The 17,658-nt window shown below is 38.7% G+C and carries 20 protein-coding genes; 12 read left to right on the forward strand and 8 right to left on the reverse strand.

Annotated features, from left to right (window positions below):
• Nucleotides 1-3: 3 nt before the first annotated feature.
• Nucleotides 4-1,410, reverse strand: coding sequence for a signal recognition particle-docking protein FtsY (gene ftsY, locus CIK00_RS06905; protein WP_101768168.1), 1,407 nt, complete (start codon nucleotides 1,408-1,410; stop codon nucleotides 4-6).
• Nucleotides 1,411-1,494: 84 nt separating this feature from the next.
• Here ftsY and rsmD point away from each other — a divergent pair, with 84 nt between their 5' ends.
• Together rsmD and CIK00_RS06915 are read left to right on the forward strand one after the other, a co-directional pair.
• Nucleotides 1,495-2,100 carry a 16S rRNA (guanine(966)-N(2))-methyltransferase RsmD gene (rsmD, locus tag CIK00_RS06910; RefSeq protein WP_101768169.1) on the forward strand — a complete coding sequence of 202 codons (606 nt, stop codon included), beginning with the start codon at nucleotides 1,495-1,497 and terminating at the stop codon, nucleotides 2,098-2,100.
• Complete coding sequence (locus CIK00_RS06915; protein WP_101768170.1) at nucleotides 2,097-2,363, forward strand: DUF1145 domain-containing protein; 267 nt, start codon at nucleotides 2,097-2,099, stop codon at nucleotides 2,361-2,363. Before rsmD ends, CIK00_RS06915 begins: the two co-directional genes overlap by 4 nt.
• Before the next feature lie 74 nt (nucleotides 2,364-2,437).
• Here CIK00_RS06915 and CIK00_RS06920 read toward each other — a convergent pair whose 3' ends face one another.
• Both CIK00_RS06920 and CIK00_RS06930 read right to left on the reverse strand, forming a co-directional pair.
• Entirely contained in the window at nucleotides 2,438-2,767 is a 330-nt protein-coding gene (locus tag CIK00_RS06920; protein ID WP_101768171.1) for a putative signal transducing protein, read from the reverse strand.
• An 854-nt stretch (nucleotides 2,768-3,621) separates the two neighbouring features.
• Nucleotides 3,622-3,981, reverse strand: a complete 360-nt coding sequence (locus tag CIK00_RS06930; protein ID WP_101768173.1) for a DUF4145 domain-containing protein — start codon at nucleotides 3,979-3,981, stop codon at nucleotides 3,622-3,624.
• A 183-nt stretch (nucleotides 3,982-4,164) separates the two neighbouring features.
• Between CIK00_RS06930 and CIK00_RS06935 the strand changes: the two genes are divergently transcribed.
• The gene (locus CIK00_RS06935; protein WP_101768174.1) at nucleotides 4,165-4,497 is read left to right on the forward strand and encodes a DUF2500 domain-containing protein; all 333 of its coding nucleotides are present in this window, start codon (nucleotides 4,165-4,167) and stop codon (nucleotides 4,495-4,497) included.
• Nucleotides 4,498-4,565: 68 nt separating this feature from the next.
• On the opposite strand, the gene CIK00_RS06940 is transcribed toward CIK00_RS06935, so the two are convergent.
• Nucleotides 4,566-5,570 carry an acyltransferase gene (locus tag CIK00_RS06940; RefSeq protein WP_101768175.1) on the reverse strand — a complete coding sequence of 335 codons (1,005 nt, stop codon included), beginning with the start codon at nucleotides 5,568-5,570 and terminating at the stop codon, nucleotides 4,566-4,568.
• A gap of 156 nt (nucleotides 5,571-5,726) precedes the next feature.
• Nucleotides 5,727-6,449 carry an SDR family oxidoreductase gene (locus tag CIK00_RS06945; protein WP_045035854.1) on the reverse strand — a complete coding sequence of 241 codons (723 nt, stop codon included), beginning with the start codon at nucleotides 6,447-6,449 and terminating at the stop codon, nucleotides 5,727-5,729.
• Nucleotides 6,450-6,655: 206 nt separating this feature from the next.
• Between CIK00_RS06945 and CIK00_RS06950 the strand changes: the two genes are divergently transcribed.
• The 3 genes from CIK00_RS06950 (at nucleotide 6,656) to CIK00_RS06960 (ending at nucleotide 9,129) form a co-directional block, all read left to right on the forward strand.
• Nucleotides 6,656-7,513 (forward strand): LysR family transcriptional regulator, encoded by an 858-nt coding sequence (locus tag CIK00_RS06950; RefSeq protein ID WP_101768176.1) that lies wholly within the window; start codon nucleotides 6,656-6,658, stop codon nucleotides 7,511-7,513.
• 109 nt (nucleotides 7,514-7,622) lie between these two features.
• Nucleotides 7,623-8,510 carry a patatin-like phospholipase family protein gene (locus CIK00_RS06955; protein WP_101768177.1) on the forward strand — a complete coding sequence of 296 codons (888 nt, stop codon included), beginning with the start codon at nucleotides 7,623-7,625 and terminating at the stop codon, nucleotides 8,508-8,510.
• 142 nt (nucleotides 8,511-8,652) lie between these two features.
• Complete coding sequence (locus tag CIK00_RS06960; protein WP_101768178.1) at nucleotides 8,653-9,129, forward strand: Dps family protein; 477 nt, start codon at nucleotides 8,653-8,655, stop codon at nucleotides 9,127-9,129.
• A 156-nt stretch (nucleotides 9,130-9,285) separates the two neighbouring features.
• On the opposite strand, the gene CIK00_RS06965 is transcribed toward CIK00_RS06960, so the two are convergent.
• Both CIK00_RS06965 and rhtB read right to left on the reverse strand, forming a co-directional pair.
• Nucleotides 9,286-10,512 carry an EAL and HDOD domain-containing protein gene (locus tag CIK00_RS06965; protein ID WP_101768179.1) on the reverse strand — a complete coding sequence of 409 codons (1,227 nt, stop codon included), beginning with the start codon at nucleotides 10,510-10,512 and terminating at the stop codon, nucleotides 9,286-9,288.
• 75 nt (nucleotides 10,513-10,587) lie between these two features.
• Nucleotides 10,588-11,205, reverse strand: coding sequence for a homoserine/homoserine lactone efflux protein (rhtB, locus tag CIK00_RS06970; RefSeq protein ID WP_101768180.1), 618 nt, complete (start codon nucleotides 11,203-11,205; stop codon nucleotides 10,588-10,590).
• 201 nt (nucleotides 11,206-11,406) lie between these two features.
• Here rhtB and CIK00_RS06975 point away from each other — a divergent pair, with 201 nt between their 5' ends.
• Entirely contained in the window at nucleotides 11,407-12,381 is a 975-nt protein-coding gene (locus CIK00_RS06975) for an alpha/beta fold hydrolase (RefSeq protein ID WP_232576025.1), read from the forward strand.
• A 158-nt stretch (nucleotides 12,382-12,539) separates the two neighbouring features.
• Nucleotides 12,540-13,355: a Cof-type HAD-IIB family hydrolase gene (locus tag CIK00_RS06980; RefSeq protein ID WP_101768181.1), complete on the forward strand. Its 816-nt coding sequence runs from the start codon at nucleotides 12,540-12,542 to the stop codon at nucleotides 13,353-13,355.
• A gap of 69 nt (nucleotides 13,356-13,424) precedes the next feature.
• Here CIK00_RS06980 and CIK00_RS06985 read toward each other — a convergent pair whose 3' ends face one another.
• Nucleotides 13,425-13,877, reverse strand: coding sequence for an EVE domain-containing protein (locus tag CIK00_RS06985; protein WP_101768182.1), 453 nt, complete (start codon nucleotides 13,875-13,877; stop codon nucleotides 13,425-13,427).
• A gap of 61 nt (nucleotides 13,878-13,938) precedes the next feature.
• Between CIK00_RS06985 and CIK00_RS06990 the strand changes: the two genes are divergently transcribed.
• From CIK00_RS06990 to potE, 4 genes are all read left to right on the forward strand, one after another.
• Nucleotides 13,939-14,358 (forward strand): hypothetical protein, encoded by a 420-nt coding sequence (locus CIK00_RS06990; protein WP_101768183.1) that lies wholly within the window; start codon nucleotides 13,939-13,941, stop codon nucleotides 14,356-14,358.
• Between the two features lie 81 nt (nucleotides 14,359-14,439).
• The gene (locus CIK00_RS06995) at nucleotides 14,440-15,021 is read left to right on the forward strand and encodes a tRNA-uridine aminocarboxypropyltransferase (RefSeq protein ID WP_101768184.1); all 582 of its coding nucleotides are present in this window, start codon (nucleotides 14,440-14,442) and stop codon (nucleotides 15,019-15,021) included.
• Between the two features lie 130 nt (nucleotides 15,022-15,151).
• On the forward strand, nucleotides 15,152-15,619 hold the full coding sequence (locus tag CIK00_RS07000) for an outer membrane lipoprotein (protein WP_101768185.1): 468 nt from the start codon (nucleotides 15,152-15,154) through the stop codon (nucleotides 15,617-15,619).
• Nucleotides 15,620-16,273: 654 nt separating this feature from the next.
• Complete coding sequence (gene potE, locus CIK00_RS07005) at nucleotides 16,274-17,599, forward strand: putrescine-ornithine antiporter (protein WP_101768186.1); 1,326 nt, start codon at nucleotides 16,274-16,276, stop codon at nucleotides 17,597-17,599.
• The last annotated feature ends 59 nt before the right edge of the window (nucleotides 17,600-17,658 follow it).

A 17,658-nucleotide genomic window follows, 5' to 3' on the forward strand; every position in this document is an offset into this window, starting at 1 on the left:
TTATTATTCCTCGTTGCTAAATAACGCTTCTATAAACTCATCGGCCACAAATGGTCGCAAATCATCAATGCCTTCACCAATACCAATATAACGAATTGGAATATTGAATTGATCAGCAATTGCAAAAATAACACCACCTTTAGCCGTACCATCTAATTTAGTAATGGTGATCCCCGATACTGGAGCCACTTCACTAAACAGTTTTGCCTGACTAATGGCATTTTGACCCGTACCAGCGTCCAATGTCAGCATAATCTCATGCGGGGCTTCGCTATCAATCTTTTGCATCACCCGCACAATTTTACGTAACTCTTCCATCAAGTGACCTTTGTTTTGCAAACGCCCAGCGGTGTCAGCAATAACAACATCAACATTTTTGGCTTTAGCTGATTCAATGGCATCAAAAATCACGGATGCACTATCAGCGCCAGTATGCTGAGCGATCACAGGCACATTATTACGATCACCCCAAACTTGTAGTTGCTCCACAGCCGCGGCACGGAAGGTATCACCAGCAGCTAGCATGACTGATTTACCATCTGCTTGGAATTGTTTGGCTAATTTACCAATGGTAGTCGTTTTACCGACACCATTAACGCCAACCATCAAAATAACATAAGGCTTTTTAGTCATATCAACCACTAACGGTTGTTCAACTTTAGCCAACATTCCACCTAATTCATCTTTTAATAAACTATAGAGAGCTTCGCCGTCATGTAAATCACTGCGTGATGCTTTGTCAGTAAGGTTATTAATGATTTTTAACGTGGTATCCATCCCAACATCAGCGATCAATAATTGCTCTTCTAACTCTTCAAATAATTCATCATCAATTTTCTTACCACGGAACAAACCAAAGAAACCAGCACCAAAGTTGGTTTTAGTACGCTTTAAACCGCGCATTAAGCGGCTAAAAAAACCTTCTGATTTTGGTTTTTCTTGTTCAGTAGCCGCCGTGATGACTACAGTATTTTGATCGTCATCGTCAGCAATTACATCACTAACATTGGCATCAATAGCATTTTCAGTTACCGATGTTAGTAATGGCTCACTTCCATCATTGCTATTATTTAATAACGCTTGATGGTTTTCATCTACGGTTACAATCTCATCATTAATAACACTATCAGTAACAATACTGTCTTTTTGATGATCATTTTCTTGCAACGTCGTAGCCAATTGGCGATCATTAGTTTTAGCGATTAATTCTGGGTTGATGGGTGTTTCTAGCTCAAAGTCATCATTATGACCGGCTTTCAACGACTCATCGTCAGAGGAATGTGTTGATTTTTGGCTATCAACCGAGCCATCAACTACTGATTGATCAGTAGCTTGTTCCTTTGATGCGTCGTTATCTTCAGAGCTAAATCCTAGCCATGAAAATAATCCGCGTTTCTTTTTTTCTGCCATTGGCAAATCCTAGCGCTTGATTGGTACAATTTACGGCCTAAAAACAGGTGTATACTATCATTTTCTTAACGGTCAAAAAAATCTATGACGCAGCGAAGACAGCAAACAACTCGCAAAATACAAAATAATCGTCCTGGTGGATTCGTTAGAATCATCAGCGGACAATGGCGTGGACGCAAATTACCCGTTCATGATGTCGAAGGACTCCGCCCAACCACTGACCGTGTCAAAGAAACACTTTTCAACTGGTTAGCGCAAGACATTTATCAATCTAAATGCCTCGATCTCTTTACTGGTAGTGGTGGCTTAAGTTTTGAAGCACTTTCACGTGGTGCAGAAAGTGTCACCATGCTTGAACTTGATAAAAAAGCGGCCACACAACTCGAAATAAACCTCAACACAGTAAAAGCGACCAATGCTACTGTGATCAATGGCGACAGTTTACGCTTTTTGTCACAAACAGGTACGCCACACGATATTGTTTTTATCGATCCTCCGTTTCGAAAAGATCTTATTCAGGATGTTATCACAGCGTTAGAAAATAATGGCTGGTTAACACCACATGCAATGATTTATATTGAAGCAGAAAAGGAATTAGGTCAGTTGGCAATACCTAGCCACTGGCATTTACATCGTGAAAAAAGCGCAGGCCAAGTGTGCTACCGCTTATTTTCCAGAGAGGAACCATGAAAGCACTGATCATTACTGCCAAAATAGCGATTGCCTTAGTCTGGCTAATATTATTTATTAATATCGTCCACCCCTTTCCAGGAGTGTCCGCGATAGCGCTGTATATCATGACCGCTTTTTTGTTCATGATGCATGGCTTACAAATGCTCATTTTCGTTGGCGCATTTGGTGATAAAATCAAGATGTCGCGTTGGGAGTATTGGTCAATTTTAATTTTTGGTATCTTCGCGCTGCTAGATATCCGTCGCAAGCACATGATGTAATACCTATTGAGCGGGCAACATCATTGATGCTCGCTTTTATTATCTATAACTCAAATATTATCTATAACTTAAAATTAATGATCGAGTGACTCTTCTCTATCATGCTGACACTGCCAACACAGTTCAAATTGGCCCTGATTAACCTCGCCACAATGCTTGCAATGCCAATCGTGATAATCATTACGTAAATACCCCTCAATAACGACTAAAGCTTGCTGCCATTGAGATACGGTAACCCATAACTGCACTTCAATCACACTCATCGGTAGCTCACCCGCAGCAGCAGCTAATGCTTCCCCCGTCAACCGTACTGATATTCCAGTATTTTCTAACAAACCTTTTAAACTATGTGCTTCTAAGCTGTTTCCGGCGCTATACACACATTGCCATTGTTGATTCGCCATATTTCTACCCTACTAAATATGAAAATAATTAATTAAAGATAGCAATACTGACTCAAGTCTCTGTCTCTAATCTTAAATCCACTTGATTCCTCACTCATTATTACACAATGAAAAACAAATAAAATCACGTTACTTATCATTACTAATTCAGCCAAAAAATCGAAAGATTACATATAAATAAAATAAAAATAATGCTTTAAATACAATTGGTTAATTTTAAATCTTGTTAAAATATAGAAAAAAAACAACAAGCCATACCAATGCTCAATTTAATAATGAAAACAATATTTTTTATTGCTAAAAAAAATGAAAAACCAATAACTTAACCATTTAATATACAACCGCCGTTACAGATCAAAAGATAACCAAAAAAAACAATACAAAAATAGCATTACAGACACACAACATCTATTTTTGGTTATTTTTTACAAAAATCATCATAGCCATTACAGATTGAAAGAAACAAAGAAATAAAATACATTAAAAACAATGAGTAACATTAAAAACAAACCGCAATACAACAGTTAACATTATATTTACAATATAAAAAACTATGGGTTTAATAGTGATAAATGGCTTTTATTGCCATGTAAAATGTTTTTATATGACATAATTACCCATCCACACTGTAAATAACGTTAAAAACATGTTATCTTTATTGTCAAGAAAAAATAAAACCACCATTAAGGATTATAAATTATGCTTACACACTCACAAAAACAAGGGCTTGTAATGATTGCTATTGTTGTTGGTTTAATGACACTACCTGTTATTTACTAAGCTTTACTCAAGAAACAAAAAAATAGCGCCTAATGGCGCCATTTTTTTATCTGGATTATCTCTATGCTCTTTCGTTATAACGTAATGTGCTGCCAATGATAAAAATAGAACCCCAACGCCGCTAACGTAATCCCCCCAAGCAGTAAAACCGCAGCTCCCCACACTAAGCGACTACTACGTGGCATTAATTCCACTTCACACTCCGCACATAAATCCATAAACAACTGATAATTATCGATATCAAAGCCATCTTCCGTCATTAACTTCTGATGTATTATATTAATTTCATTTAATTTACTAGAGACATCATCAGGAAAACGATTATCACAACTATGAACTAATTGCGTTAAATCAGTACCTTTAGCGTGATAATGTTGGCGTAATAAGTCTTCTAGCCGACGCGATCTCTCAATGACTTGTTCAATATCCATCATCACCTCCCTCAACCTTCAATTACAATTACCTTACCTAAGCTACCCATTCAACATAGTGTTTTAGTAAAATAATTGTATTCAGATCACGCTTTTATTATCCAAAGTTAGGCATGTATAAATTTGCTGTGAATAATATCGCGGTATTTATTTAATATAGCGTATTAACCACCAAGGAGCTTGGAGATGCCGACATGGATTATTGTCGTACTGTGCCTACTATTACTACTGGCATTAACCTATTTTATCTATAACTATCGCCGTCATATCTTAGGTATTGATGCACCAGAAAAAAAAGTTGATGTTCAAATTTTAGATAAACAAAGTAACCGTATTATTGGTGCGCAGCCGGGAGAGGAAGATGAGGAATATTGGTTTTATGTTCAACCGTTAGCGGGCGGGCCTAAGCGTGAGTTTATGATTGGTATTCATTATTACCAAGCGCTCAATCCTGGCGACATCGGTACCATGACCTACCGTGGCCAGCAATTTATTCACTTTGCACTACAGCGCCAATAGCCAATAGCCAATAGCCATCGTACTGTTTGCTCATTGCCTAATGAGCAAACAGATGATAATTAATACCGTTATGGCACTAACCACGCCGTATAACGATGACGGCTCAATAACCAACTGGTCGCCAACGCTAAGCTCGCTGCAATCATTGTCCATACTGGAATAGCAATTAACGGATTAGCAAAATAGAGATCATATTCCCGTAATGGCCATAAAAAGATCGGATGAATCAAATACACTCCAAGGCTATATTTACTTAACCAACCTAATTGAGTTTGAGTCGATACACTTAACTTATTACTCGCCGCTCGACAAAGTAAAAAGACCGTTGCAGCAACCACAACCGTGTTCAACGTTTTGTATGACATCCAGCGAGCGACTTTATATTCATCAGCAGCAAAACTATGGCTGATCACGCTATAGTCAGTTGCGACAACCGCAATCACCGCTAACGGCAGTAGTACCATTAAACTAGGCCAACGGTATTGATACAGGCAATAACCTAATAATAAATAACCGCTATAAAGTAAATAGGTTTCACTCCATAAGCCATCAATATAAAACAGATATAACCCCGTGATCAGCAGCCATACCATAATGACCCCTTTCACTTGCCCTGGTTCTGCTTTTTGTACCCACCACTGAATAACCGGAATAACCAAATAAAGAGGAATGAAGTAATAGAAAAAACCAAGGTGATAATAGGTTTCATGGGTCGGCAGTTTTTTCAGTACCGACCAACTTAGTGCGCTATCAAAACCATTAACCGTTAGACCAGAGAAGAAGGCATAAAATACCGACCATACCAAAAAGGGGATTAATACTTTACCGAGGCGACGTTTAATATAATAAACAGGCTCAAAAGGACGCTGATCACTGAGCATCAATGCTCCAGTAATCATAATAAACACAGGGACAGCCCAGCGACTAAGGCTATTGATCGTAATCGCACTCATCCACTGCCAATCCGGTATTTGACCCAACTGATCTCGATAGGGGCCAAGGACATGGATCACGACGACTGCCAAGGCAGCAACGACTCGCAGTAAATCAAAAAATCCCACTTTTTCTCTCACCAACGACCCCTTATATAAACAGCAGATATAAAAAAGCAGAGCCATAATCATTTATGGCTCTGCTTTGAATATAGCAGTCACTTAACTGTAAGTATCTATCACATTGATGAATTAACCGATAACTCACTCATTATTGACAGCGATTTAACCTGAGGCTTAAGGTTGTTGACGTGTTGCCGCTAATACAATTTCACGCACACATAAATTTTGAGGCTGGTTATAAGCATAGCTAATCGCATTAGCAATATCTTGTGGTGCAATTACACCACCCATGCCTTGTTTCCATTCTTGGTAGCCGGCTTTAATCGCATCGCTACTAGTATGGCTTAGTAATTCAGTTTCTACTGCACCAGGCGCAATAGTAATAAAGCGTACGTTATCATCAGCCACTTCTTCACGGATATTTTCAGTGATAGCGTGTACAGCAAATTTAGTGCCGCAATAAGCTGCATGGTTAGGGAATGTTTTACGACCCGCAATTGAGCTGATGTTAATAACAGTACCTGTTTTACGTGCTTTCATGCCCGCAAGAACAACATGAATACCGTTCAGCATCCCCATCACATTGACATTAAACATGGTTTGCCATTCAGCAGGATCCTGCTCATCAGCAAGACCTAATAACATCATACCGGCATTATTGATTAAGCAATCGACTGGACCAAATTTTTGCTCAGCTTCAGCAACCGCCGCCGCAATCGCTTTAACATCAGTCACATCTACTTTACGGCACAATGTATTCGGTAGGTTTAATGCTTCCATCGCTTCAACACGACGCGCTAACAATAATAATGGGTAGCCTTCTGCTGCTAATTTACGCGCAGTAGCTTCACCAATACCTGAACTTGCACCGGTGATCACAACTAAAGATTTCGACATGTTTTTGTTCCTCTAGAATAAACCGCACTATTGATGCAGCCAGCTAAGATGCTGTTGATGGCAATAACTATAGAACGAATTATCGAAACTGAAAAATATCTATTTCCTTGGTTTATCATCAATAAAAACTATGGATAACAACAAGCCGTCATAAGTTTCAACAATGTGATAGGCTAACCGCGTCTTTTTTGATCGAGTATTACCTGATGGATTTACGCTTATTACGGTTTTTTATTGCTGTTTATGAAGAAAAAAATATCACTTTAGCCGCAGAGCGCTGTTGTGTATCTCAACCATCAATATCAAGTGGTATCAAGCAATTAGAACAAGAGCTAACAACTCAACTTTTTGTGCGACATAAAAAAGGGGTTAACCTTACCGACGAAGCACACTATTTATATCCATTAGCGATTCGATTATTAAATGACGTTAATACGCTGCCACAACTCTTTCAACAACGCACTGAACGTTTACCCCTAACATTGGCTAATTTTGCCGATCTTAGTCAAAGCCAATTAGCACTTGTATTAGCACAATTGCACCAGCAAATTCCAAATCTTTTAATTGAATTAGTCGATCATGATAAAAAAGCCGATGCGCGATTAACGTTAGATATGTTTAAAGCTGAAGATGAAATTTTTCTGCCGTTATGGGATGAGGATTATGTGCTGTGCATGTTGCCCGATCACCCACTCGCCAGCTTAACCAGTGTGTCGCCTCAACAATTACACCAACATGATTTTATTGAGTGTCCGCCGTGTGAAGCACATCAACAAACTATTGGCTTACTGGCGTGCGATGGTCTATCGCTTAATTTAGTGGCTAAAGCAGAACATAAAACCCAAGTAATGCATTTAGTTCAAGCTGGATTAGGGATCTCTTTTCTACCGACGGGTGTGTTAGAAAGTGCGACCCAATTAGTCACAGTCCCTCTTGAAGGGCCACGCATGTTTCGTCGTTTAGGGTTATGTTATCCCGCTACTAAAACGCTAAATCCGGCGTTAGCAGCTTGTATTAAAGTGTTAAGCCAACGCGTTGCAATTGACCACCAATCTAACCATTAAGTTTTACCTATCACAGTAATAAGAAAAATCGAATTTTTTATTACTGTAAATCTCTTTATCCTTACATTAGAGAATATGAGTTAAATAGATTAAATAAATAGGTTACTCAATGAATACAACCCAACATACTTCCCATGCATTAGTCGTTGAAGGTGGTGCAATGCGCGGTATTTTTGCCAGTGGTGTGTTGGATGCATTCCTTGAAAATAACTATTTACCGTTTAACTTTGCAATTGGTGTTTCGGCGGGAGCAACTAATTTAATCGGTTATTTAAGTGGTAATTATGGTCGCAGCCATAAAATTATTACTCAATATTCTCGTGATCCTCAATTTATTAATTTTTCTCGTTTCACTCACGGCGGTCATTTAACCGATATCGACTGGTTATGGCGTACAACCTCTCGTTATTTACCGCTGAACCTACTCAAATATGAGCAACGCCAAATTCCACTTTATGCGACCACAACCAATTTAGAAACGGGCTCCGCAGAATATATTAAGGTAACGCGCCATAATATTATGCCATTAATGGAAGCGACCTGTGCCCTGCCTGTTGCTTATCGTCATAATCCGACGATTGATGGCATTGCGATGAGTGATGGCGGAATTGGTGATTCAATTCCTGTTATTGAAGCATATCGCCGTGGAGCGCGTAAGATCACGGTTATTTTATCTAAACCACTTGGTTTTCATAAACAGGACACCAAACTGCCGTGGTTAATCAAATCGATGTTTCACGATCACCCAGCTTTTGCAGACGCCGTGATGACGCGCGCTAGCCGCTATAATGCCGCCCTCGATTTTATTAATCATCCGCCAGCAGATTGTACGATTACCGTTATCGCACCTAATCACGATTTTCATGTTGGTCGTCTAACTCGCAATCTCAATAAATTAGAACAAGGTTACTTTCAAGGAAAACAAGCCGGTCATCGTATCTGTGGAATTATTCCTTGTGAAGGTGAGCATTGCGATCCTGAAGTATTAGTTGCCTAGTCATTCATCGCTTAGTAATTATAGATTAAAACTATCGTTATAATAGATAACAACAGTTATACCTATCAATAGTGTTTATCTATACTGACTTCATCAAAATGAAACCTGCTTTTGTTTTTAACCATTTTATGAGGAATGTACCATGGCTCACCAAACCAATTTAATCGGTCTTGATAGTGATAAAGCCCAAGCGCTAGCGACAGACCTCAATCAGCTGTTATCTAACTACCAAGTGTTTTATATGAATACGCGTGGTTATCATTGGAATATCAAAGGCCAACAGTTTTTTGAATTACATTTAAAGTTTGAAGAAATTTATACGGATCTTCAAATTAAAATCGATGAATTAGCTGAACGTATTCTAACCCTTGGCTACACACCCGATCACAGCTTCAGCCGCTATTTAGCAGCAAGTGACATCAAAGAACAACAAAATATCTGTGATGGTCAACAAGGGGTACAAGGCTTAGTTAATAGCTTTAGTATTTTACTCGGTCAACAACGTCGCATTCTTATAGCGGCAGGTGATGCAAGTGATGAAGGTACTGCGGCATTGATGGGCGATTATATTCGCGAACAAGAAAAATTATTGTGGATGCTTAATGCTTATCTGCAATAACTATAACCGAAACTACATAATGTTAGTGAATTAGTCACTTACTAACATTTAAAAAATATACGAGTGTCATAACCGTATATTTCTATCCAAGGCGACCCGCCTGACTATGGCAATACATTATATGGTTCTTTTTGGGGTCTTTATGGCCCCGTTTTTTTAATTCGAACAATCAATTTGAGTACAGTTTTCAGCCCACGTAACAGCTTGTAAATAACTGTCTTGCACCTGCTGTTCTGATAACCCTAACCCACTACATTTTATTGCCACTTGTTGCCAATCTGCTTTATCAAAAGCATCAACTAAATCTAATACTTGTCCAAGCTCCCCTTCGCGATGTAACAACGATGCTTGAATATGAGGCTGCAGTTTTAATAACACTAATAAATCGGCTAACGAACTGTCTAATAATGCATCTAATAATGAAAACATCCCCGCCAAAAATGCTTGTTCTTTGGGTATCATTGATGAACTATAATTAACTAATTCTTCACACATTTTAGCGCGTTGTAATGATAGAGCATACAGTGCTTTAGGTTTATCTAATGCAGCATGAGCGGTTGCGACAACCCCCACAAACATGCGGAGTTTCTCTTCCCCTAAATACACTAATGCCTGATGAAAGGAACTGATGGGTTCAACTAATCGATGATGATTAGCATTATTCACATAACGCAGTAATAAATAAGACAGTGATACGTCACTACTAATGATCTTTTCGATATTATCAAAATCAACGGGTTCACAACTAATAGCTTGTAATAACTGAATAGTGATTAATTCAGATGCAGCAACTTTACGATGTTTTAAAACTTCAGGCCGACTAAAATAATAACCTTGAAAAAAATCAAAACCCGCAGCAAGTGACGCCTGAAAAGCAGCATGATTTTCAACTTTCTCTGCTAAAAATTTTACTTTTAAATGACGATTATCGCGCACAAAATCACACGCCTTTTTCAAACCGAGCATCAACAAATCAAGTTTAATAATATGTACATAACGGAAAAAACGTTGCCATCTTATATCATATTCAAAATCATCAAGCGCAATAATATAACCTTTTTTATAAAGGCGTTTTATAGCGAAAAATAACTCATCATTGGGAATACAGGTCTCTAATATTTCAATAACCACTTTATTTTTTGGTAGTAGTAATGGCATTAAATTCACTAAACAATTTTGGGGGAAATTGATAAAGTTTCGTTGACCTTTAAAAATATGATTATTGCCAATTGCCATATAATTTTCAAGGACAAGTCGACATGTTGCTTCGTTAGCATCAATCACAGGAAAAGCATTACACTCTCCATCACGAAATAACAGCTCATGACCAATCGTTTGTTGACGACGGTTAAAAATAGGCTGACGAGCAACATAAGAAAACATGGTAATAATACCTTTTAGACCACAATGATTAATGACAGGTTATCACAAGATACCAACCTCGAAATATTATCGATATTATGCGCGCGCTAAGGCAAGTAATGCACCACAACCAATAAACATCGACCCAAATATACGATTAAGGCGCGTCATTACAGTCGCTGAACGAATATAGTGGGTAAAACGTGATGCCAAACTAACATAAAATAACATCACACAAGCATCAATAATCAATGTTGTTCCCCCTAAGATCAATAATTGTGGTAATTGCGGCTGAGTCGCGTCAATAAATTGTGGGAATAGAGCCACCAAGAATACAATCGTTTTAGGGTTGGTCAAATTCACCAGCACCGCCCGTTGAAATAAACGCTTAGCAGTCACTGACTTATCAACGCTATCAATGGATAATGCACTCTGCTCACGCCATTTTTGAATGCCTAACCAAATTAAATACACCGCACCAATCCATTTTATCAACGAAAAAGCCACGGTTGATTGAGCAACTAAAGCCCCTAATCCAACCCCAACCAATACGATATGAACCGCCATCCCCAATTGCAAACCAACAATTGATGCTAATGACTTACGCCAACCATACACCATGCCATTACTGATCGAATTAATGGTGCCAGATCCAGGCGCAAAACTAAACACAATAGCAGCAACAACATAAGTCAGCCAAACTTCAACGTTCATTGATATTCCTTGATGATTGTATCAAACAATTAAAAGGCGTGTTATACCTTAATCTTTGATTAGCAAGCAACTTATTGCTTTGTTACGCTACAAGTAATAAATAAGGTATACTGGCAAATATGATAATAAGCAACGAGATAACTTGTCGGTGTAAATATCATTTAATACTTTGCCTCATAGTTCACAACTTTCGGAAACGTTATGACCCTCTCTGCCTTACCTTTTTCACAAGAAGCTAGCTTCAGTCGTATGATGGCAGATCCAATCACAAAATTATGGCAACAACGGTATCAAGGCACCTTGCAAGGCGTCAATCAGTGCCAATTAAGTTGGGTTAGTTTAACCCCCGGCAAAAGTAATAAAGTGATTGTAATTGTAAATGGGCGTATCGAAAGTTATTGTAAATACCAAGAGCTATTCTTTGATTTAATCAATCAGGGGTACCACATTTACTCTCTTGATCACCGTGGGCAAGGGATGTCACAACGATTAACCGTCGATCCTGAAATGGGTTATGTTGATCAATTTGATGATTACGTCACTGACCTTCACACATTTATAACTGATATCGTCAAACCACAAGGCTATCAACATCTCTTTTTATTGGGTCACTCAATGGGCGGAGCGATCAGTAGTTTACTGCTTGCACGTCATCCTAAACTGATTGATCGAGCAGTATTAAGTGCACCAATGCATGGCATTTATCTAAAGCCAAGCTTACGTTTTTTTGCCGAACCACTCGCTCGCTTTAATGATTATATTCATCGCCAACCGACCTATGCGCCAGGGCAACGATCTTATTATCCTAAACCCTTCGCTAATAATCCATTAACCCATAGTGATATTCGTTTTCAATGGACAAAAACGCTCTACCAACAACAACCACAATTACGTTTAGGTGGTGCCAGTAATCGTTGGGTATGGCAAAGCCTTGCTGGGGCTCGCGCAAGTATTCTTGAGGCAAAAAACATCATTACCCCAACCTTAATATTACAAGGTAGTGCTGATCATATTGTCGATAACCAAGCACATCGTCATTTTTGCCAACAAACACCGCATTGTAGCCAATTAGTCACTATTGATGACGCTCATCACGAATTATTATTTGAAAGTGATCAATATCGTAATATCGCCCTATCGGAAATTTGCAACTACTTTGCTACGTCAGAACAGTAAATAGCCCTAAAAAGACTACGCCATCACAAAAATAAAAGCGGAAATATTTATTACTAACATCAACCCCTTTTTATCTCTCATAGTAGTTTAAGATTAACGACTCACATTCGATCTCGTTATCTTTATTTTCGCTACATTTCTATTTATTGAGAGCTTTCATGTATCAAATTGTTGCTTCAGATTTAGATGGCACATTACTAAATCCAGAACATAAAATTGCGCCATTTACTCGAGATGTATTACAACGTCTTGCCCAACAAAAAATAAATTTCGTGTTTGCAACGGGTCGTCATCATATTGATGTTGCAGAGATACGTGAAAAATTAGCTATTCCAGCCTATATGATCACCTCAAATGGTGCTCGAGTACATAACAGCGAAGGCGAACTGGTCTTTCAACAAGATCTTAGCGCTGACGTTATTCGTGGTGTAATTGGACTCGCTAAAGATGATCCTGCACTGCATATTCATATGTATTGTGGCGATCAATGGCTACTGAATCATGATAATGAACAGTTAAAAGAATTCCATGATAGCTTTAGTTATCATTTGTACGATGCCAACAATCCACCCGTAGAAAATGTAGCTAAAGTCTTCCTTACCCGTGATGATGAGGATCATGAAGCGCTGGTAAAATGGGAACAATGCTTTAATACTCACTTTGGCGATAAAGCTAATGTTGCGTTCTCTACCCCGTGGTGTCTTGAAGTAATGGATGCAGGCGTATCAAAAGGTCATGCTCTTAAAGCCGTTGCTGAAGCTTTAGGTTATCAACTTGCAGACTGTATCGCCTTTGGTGATGGTATGAATGATGCTGAAATGCTAGCAATGGCAGGCAAAGGTCTGGTAATGAGCACCTCTCACGAAAAAGTGAAACAAGCATTACCTAATAATGAAGTTATAGGCTCTAACGCCGATGAAGCAGTAGCGCATTATTTAGAGCAACATTTATTAACGCCCTTAGTCATATCGTGATTCATTCTTCTAAATAACATAACCAGTGACAGTCATAGCGTCGTCTACTGTCACTGATTATGATCAACCCTACCCCGTCATCGCTAATATACATTGCCACTGAGCGAAAGTTACAGGCATGACACTGAGTCGATTACCTCGTTTAACTAATGGCATGTCGGCTAATTCAACTGTTTTTTTCATTCGCGCTAAACTCACTAACCGTAGATGTTGCAGATATTCAATATCAACCATTACCCACGGTGGTTTATCTCGGGTTGCCTTGGGATCAAAATACCCACTTGTCGGTTCAAATTGAAAATGATCGGGATACGCCTCTTTAACCACGTTGGCAATACCAACCACGCCAATATCTTTACAAGACGAATGGTAAATCAATACTTGATCACCCCATTTAATTTCATCTCGCAACATATTTCGAGCCTGATAATTACGAACCCCTTCCCAAGGTGAAACTTTTTGTTGTTTTAAAGTGTCTATTGAAAAGGTGTCGGGTTCGGTTTTAAATAACCAATACGCCACTGATCTCCCCTAATTGTGCTAATTTCAATGTTGAAATAAAGCCTACCATAGAGAATACATAATGACCTACCCACGCTTATCACTTGCATTGTTGTTAGCGGCAACAACCTTATCGGGCTGTGCCAGCTGGATGCCTTCAGCGTTTAAAAGCGATCCAGCAGAATTACAATGGGTGGGTAACTATAAGAGTGATACTGAAATGGGGTTAACGACACATCTTCATTTAGCCAGTGATCATGCAGCAACAACAACCTACACCTATACCAATGGCGATCCTGACTTATTAGAAACTGGTCATTGGCAAGCTATTAACCCAACAAGTGTAAAAGTCACTATGATTACCCACCAAGGACGACCACTTAATAGTGAACGTATTTATAGCTATGACCCACACTCAGAGCAATTAAGCACTCAGCAAGAAACCGTTGATGGGCAAACCTATGAATTAGGTGTTGAAGGATTAATTTTACAACGTCAATAAAGCCCCCTCTTATTCTCTATCGTGACTCAAAGGTGGCGTTATGCCACACTGCCACCTTTATTGTTCACTTTGAGAGAAATTATGGCTTGTCAGCGTTGCGGTTTTCAATTTAATTGTATTTGTGATACCGAACCACAATTACAATCAACGGCCGACTTTGTGCTACTTACTCATCCGCGTGAATGCAACAAAGATACCAACACTGGCGTGTTAATGACTCGAACACTGCCCAGCTGTCGTGTCGAAATATGGCACCGCACTGAACCACCACAAGCATTATTAGACCAACTACAAGATCCTAACTATCAAGCATGGTTAGTCTTCCCTAGTGATGAACAACATCCGTCAATATCATTACCACAACCGCAGACTAATCACCGCAAAATACTATTGATTATTCTTGATGCAACCTGGCAAGAAGCACGAAAAATGGTACGTAAAAGTCCATGGTTAAATCAATTGCCGCGCATTGCTATAACGCCACAACAAACATCCAGCTATGCCTTACGCCGTAATCAACAACCAGGACACCTTTGTACCTGTGAAATAGGGATTGAATTATTAGATCTATTACAACACCACCAAGCAGCACAACAATTACAAACCTATTTTAATCACTTTCTTAATATCTATCATGCTGACAAAAGTGGGCATACTAAATAACCACGGCCGACGATTAAACTAGCCAACCGTTATTTTTGTAATATCAGATTTACTGCTTTATTTTCTAAATAAAAAGGCTCAGATTAAAAAGAACCATTTTATACACCGTATTTTTAGTGAAGCAGATACCATGAAAACCAAAATTCTTGCTGTTGTAATAATAGCCTCTACCTTAGGTCTTGCAGGCTGTGCGGCTAATCCTTATGGCAATGCCTACAATGTAAATGACGCTCGCCAGATGCAACAAGTTTATTACGGTACCGTTATGCGTACTCAAGCTGTAACGTTAAACGGTAACGGGAATGGCATTGGTACATTAGCCGGTGGTGCTATTGGTGGTATTTTAGGTTCAGGCGTTGGCGGCGGAACTGGTTCTGAAATCGCTGCGATAGGTGGTGCTTTGCTTGGTGGCTATTTAGGTAATGCCGCAGGGAATCAAGTGACAAAACACAATGGCGTTAACTTAACCATAAAAATGGACAGTGGTCGCACCGTTTCTATTGTGCAACAAGTCAATCCTCAAGTGATATTCCATACTGGTGAACGAGTACAAGTTAACCTTAGTGATAATGGCACTTCACGTGTAACACCCGCTTAAGCACAATATTATTTTCAATAAAAAGGAGCTTATGCTCCTTTTTTAGTGCCTATAAATGGTATCTAGTTTATAAAAAAAACCTCCACACCTCGTATTTTATCCATTAAATCTCCCTCTAAACATTCATCTTAGATTAAGGTTTGTTATTATTAAAAAAAAATAACAAATCCATGAAACATAGAATCTCACAATTAATGCATAACTATTTCAGAATTATGGGGGTGGACTGCTAGTTCATATTACAAACATCAATCATTAATTAAATTAAACCACTGTTATTAAGTAATTTTTAATATTTACATTCCCACGTTTTATAATGGAATGTTAATTTCCACTAAATTAAGCGATCGAATAACAATACTGTTTATCAAATTACGCTCTAAATATGCAACGTTTCTTTGCGCTTTTACCGTTTTTTTTTTATCAAAATAGCAGCATCATAGCTCGCGTTAAATCGCTAAACGGTGATGCCATTAAATAATCACAATAAAAGAATTATAATTAATTTATTTTTTTGATTAAGTAAGATAGTCAAAAAAATAATTTAACTGTTACTTTTTATTTATATTATTTAGTTAGCATGACTTTATTTTCATTACGATAAATAAACTATGTATATAGCGTTTATATCCCTTCCTATAATAGGTAAATATAATGTCATCAGATACTGGCACTAAAAAAATGGGCCTTGTCGGCTTAACTGTACTTGTTGCAGTTAACATGATGGGTTCCGGTATTATTATGCTACCAGCAAGCTTGGCGCAAGTTGGTGCAATTTCAATGTTGTCTTGGGTTGTTACTGCGTTAGGCGCAATGTGTATTGCTTATACATTTGCTAAATGTGGTGCATTTTGTAAACGCTCTGGCGGCATGTCAGCTTACGCAGAAGAAGCACACGGAAAATCATCTTTCTTCATCTCTTCTTACACTTATTACGTGTGTTTGGTTATTAGCTGTGTTGCTATTGCCGTTTCTTGTTTAGGTTACATCAAACCTTTTATGCCTTGGCTTAATACACCAATACATACTTTCTATGGTGTAGTGGCTATCCTTATTTTCACCATGGTAGCTAACTTTGGCGGTGCGAAAATCACTGGTCAAATCTCAGCATTCACTGTTTGGGGTATCATTATCCCTGTTGCTGGTCTATCTATCATCGGTTGGTGGTGGTTCGATCCACAAACATTCATGAGCGCATGGAACCCACACCACGACACTACAATGCACTCTGTATCTTCTGGTGTTGCACTGACTTTATGGGCGTTCCTAGGTATTGAATCTGCTGGTGCTAACTCTGATGCGGTTGAAAACCCAGAGCGTAACGTACCTCTTGCAGTATTGTTTGGTACAGGTTTCGCTGCAATTGTTTACATCGCGTCAACCGGTGTTATTCAAGGTATTATTCCTAACTCTGAACTTGCAGCATCAACTGCACCGTTTGGTCTAGTATTCAGCCACATGTTCAACCCTACTGTTGGTAACATCGTTACACTAGCAGCAGTTATTGCATGTCTTGGTTCATTACTTGGCTGGCAGTTCACTAACGCACAGGTTTCTAAAGCTGCGGCTGACGAAGGTTTATTCCCTAAAATCTTCGCAAAAACAAACAAAGCAGGCGCACCGATTGCTGGTATGTTAATCATGCTAACCGCTGAGATTATTCTTGCGGTAATGACTATCTCTCCTAACTTGATCAGTCAGTTTAACGCGCTATTGAACCTTGCCGTATTTATTAACATGGTACCTTACATCCTATCGATGACAGGTCTTGAAGTGCTTCTTCGTAAGAACAAAGTATCTCAAAAGCAATACCGTCTTGGTGCAACCGTAGGTACATTAGCTGTTCTTTACAGCATCTATGGTGTGTACGCTTGTGGTACAACCGCAGTATTCGGCGGTACTATCTTGACATTGCTTGGTTATATCTTCTACGGCTTCATCGCCGCACGTGATACTAAGCCAGAAGTGAAAGCAAACTAATTTTAAAGATTTAATAAATTCGATACTAAAGCAATTTATTAATAACTAACTAGAACGGA

It is taken from the genome of Photobacterium carnosum, from assembly GCF_002849605.1.
GTDB classification, from domain to species: domain Bacteria; phylum Pseudomonadota; class Gammaproteobacteria; order Enterobacterales; family Vibrionaceae; genus Photobacterium; species Photobacterium carnosum.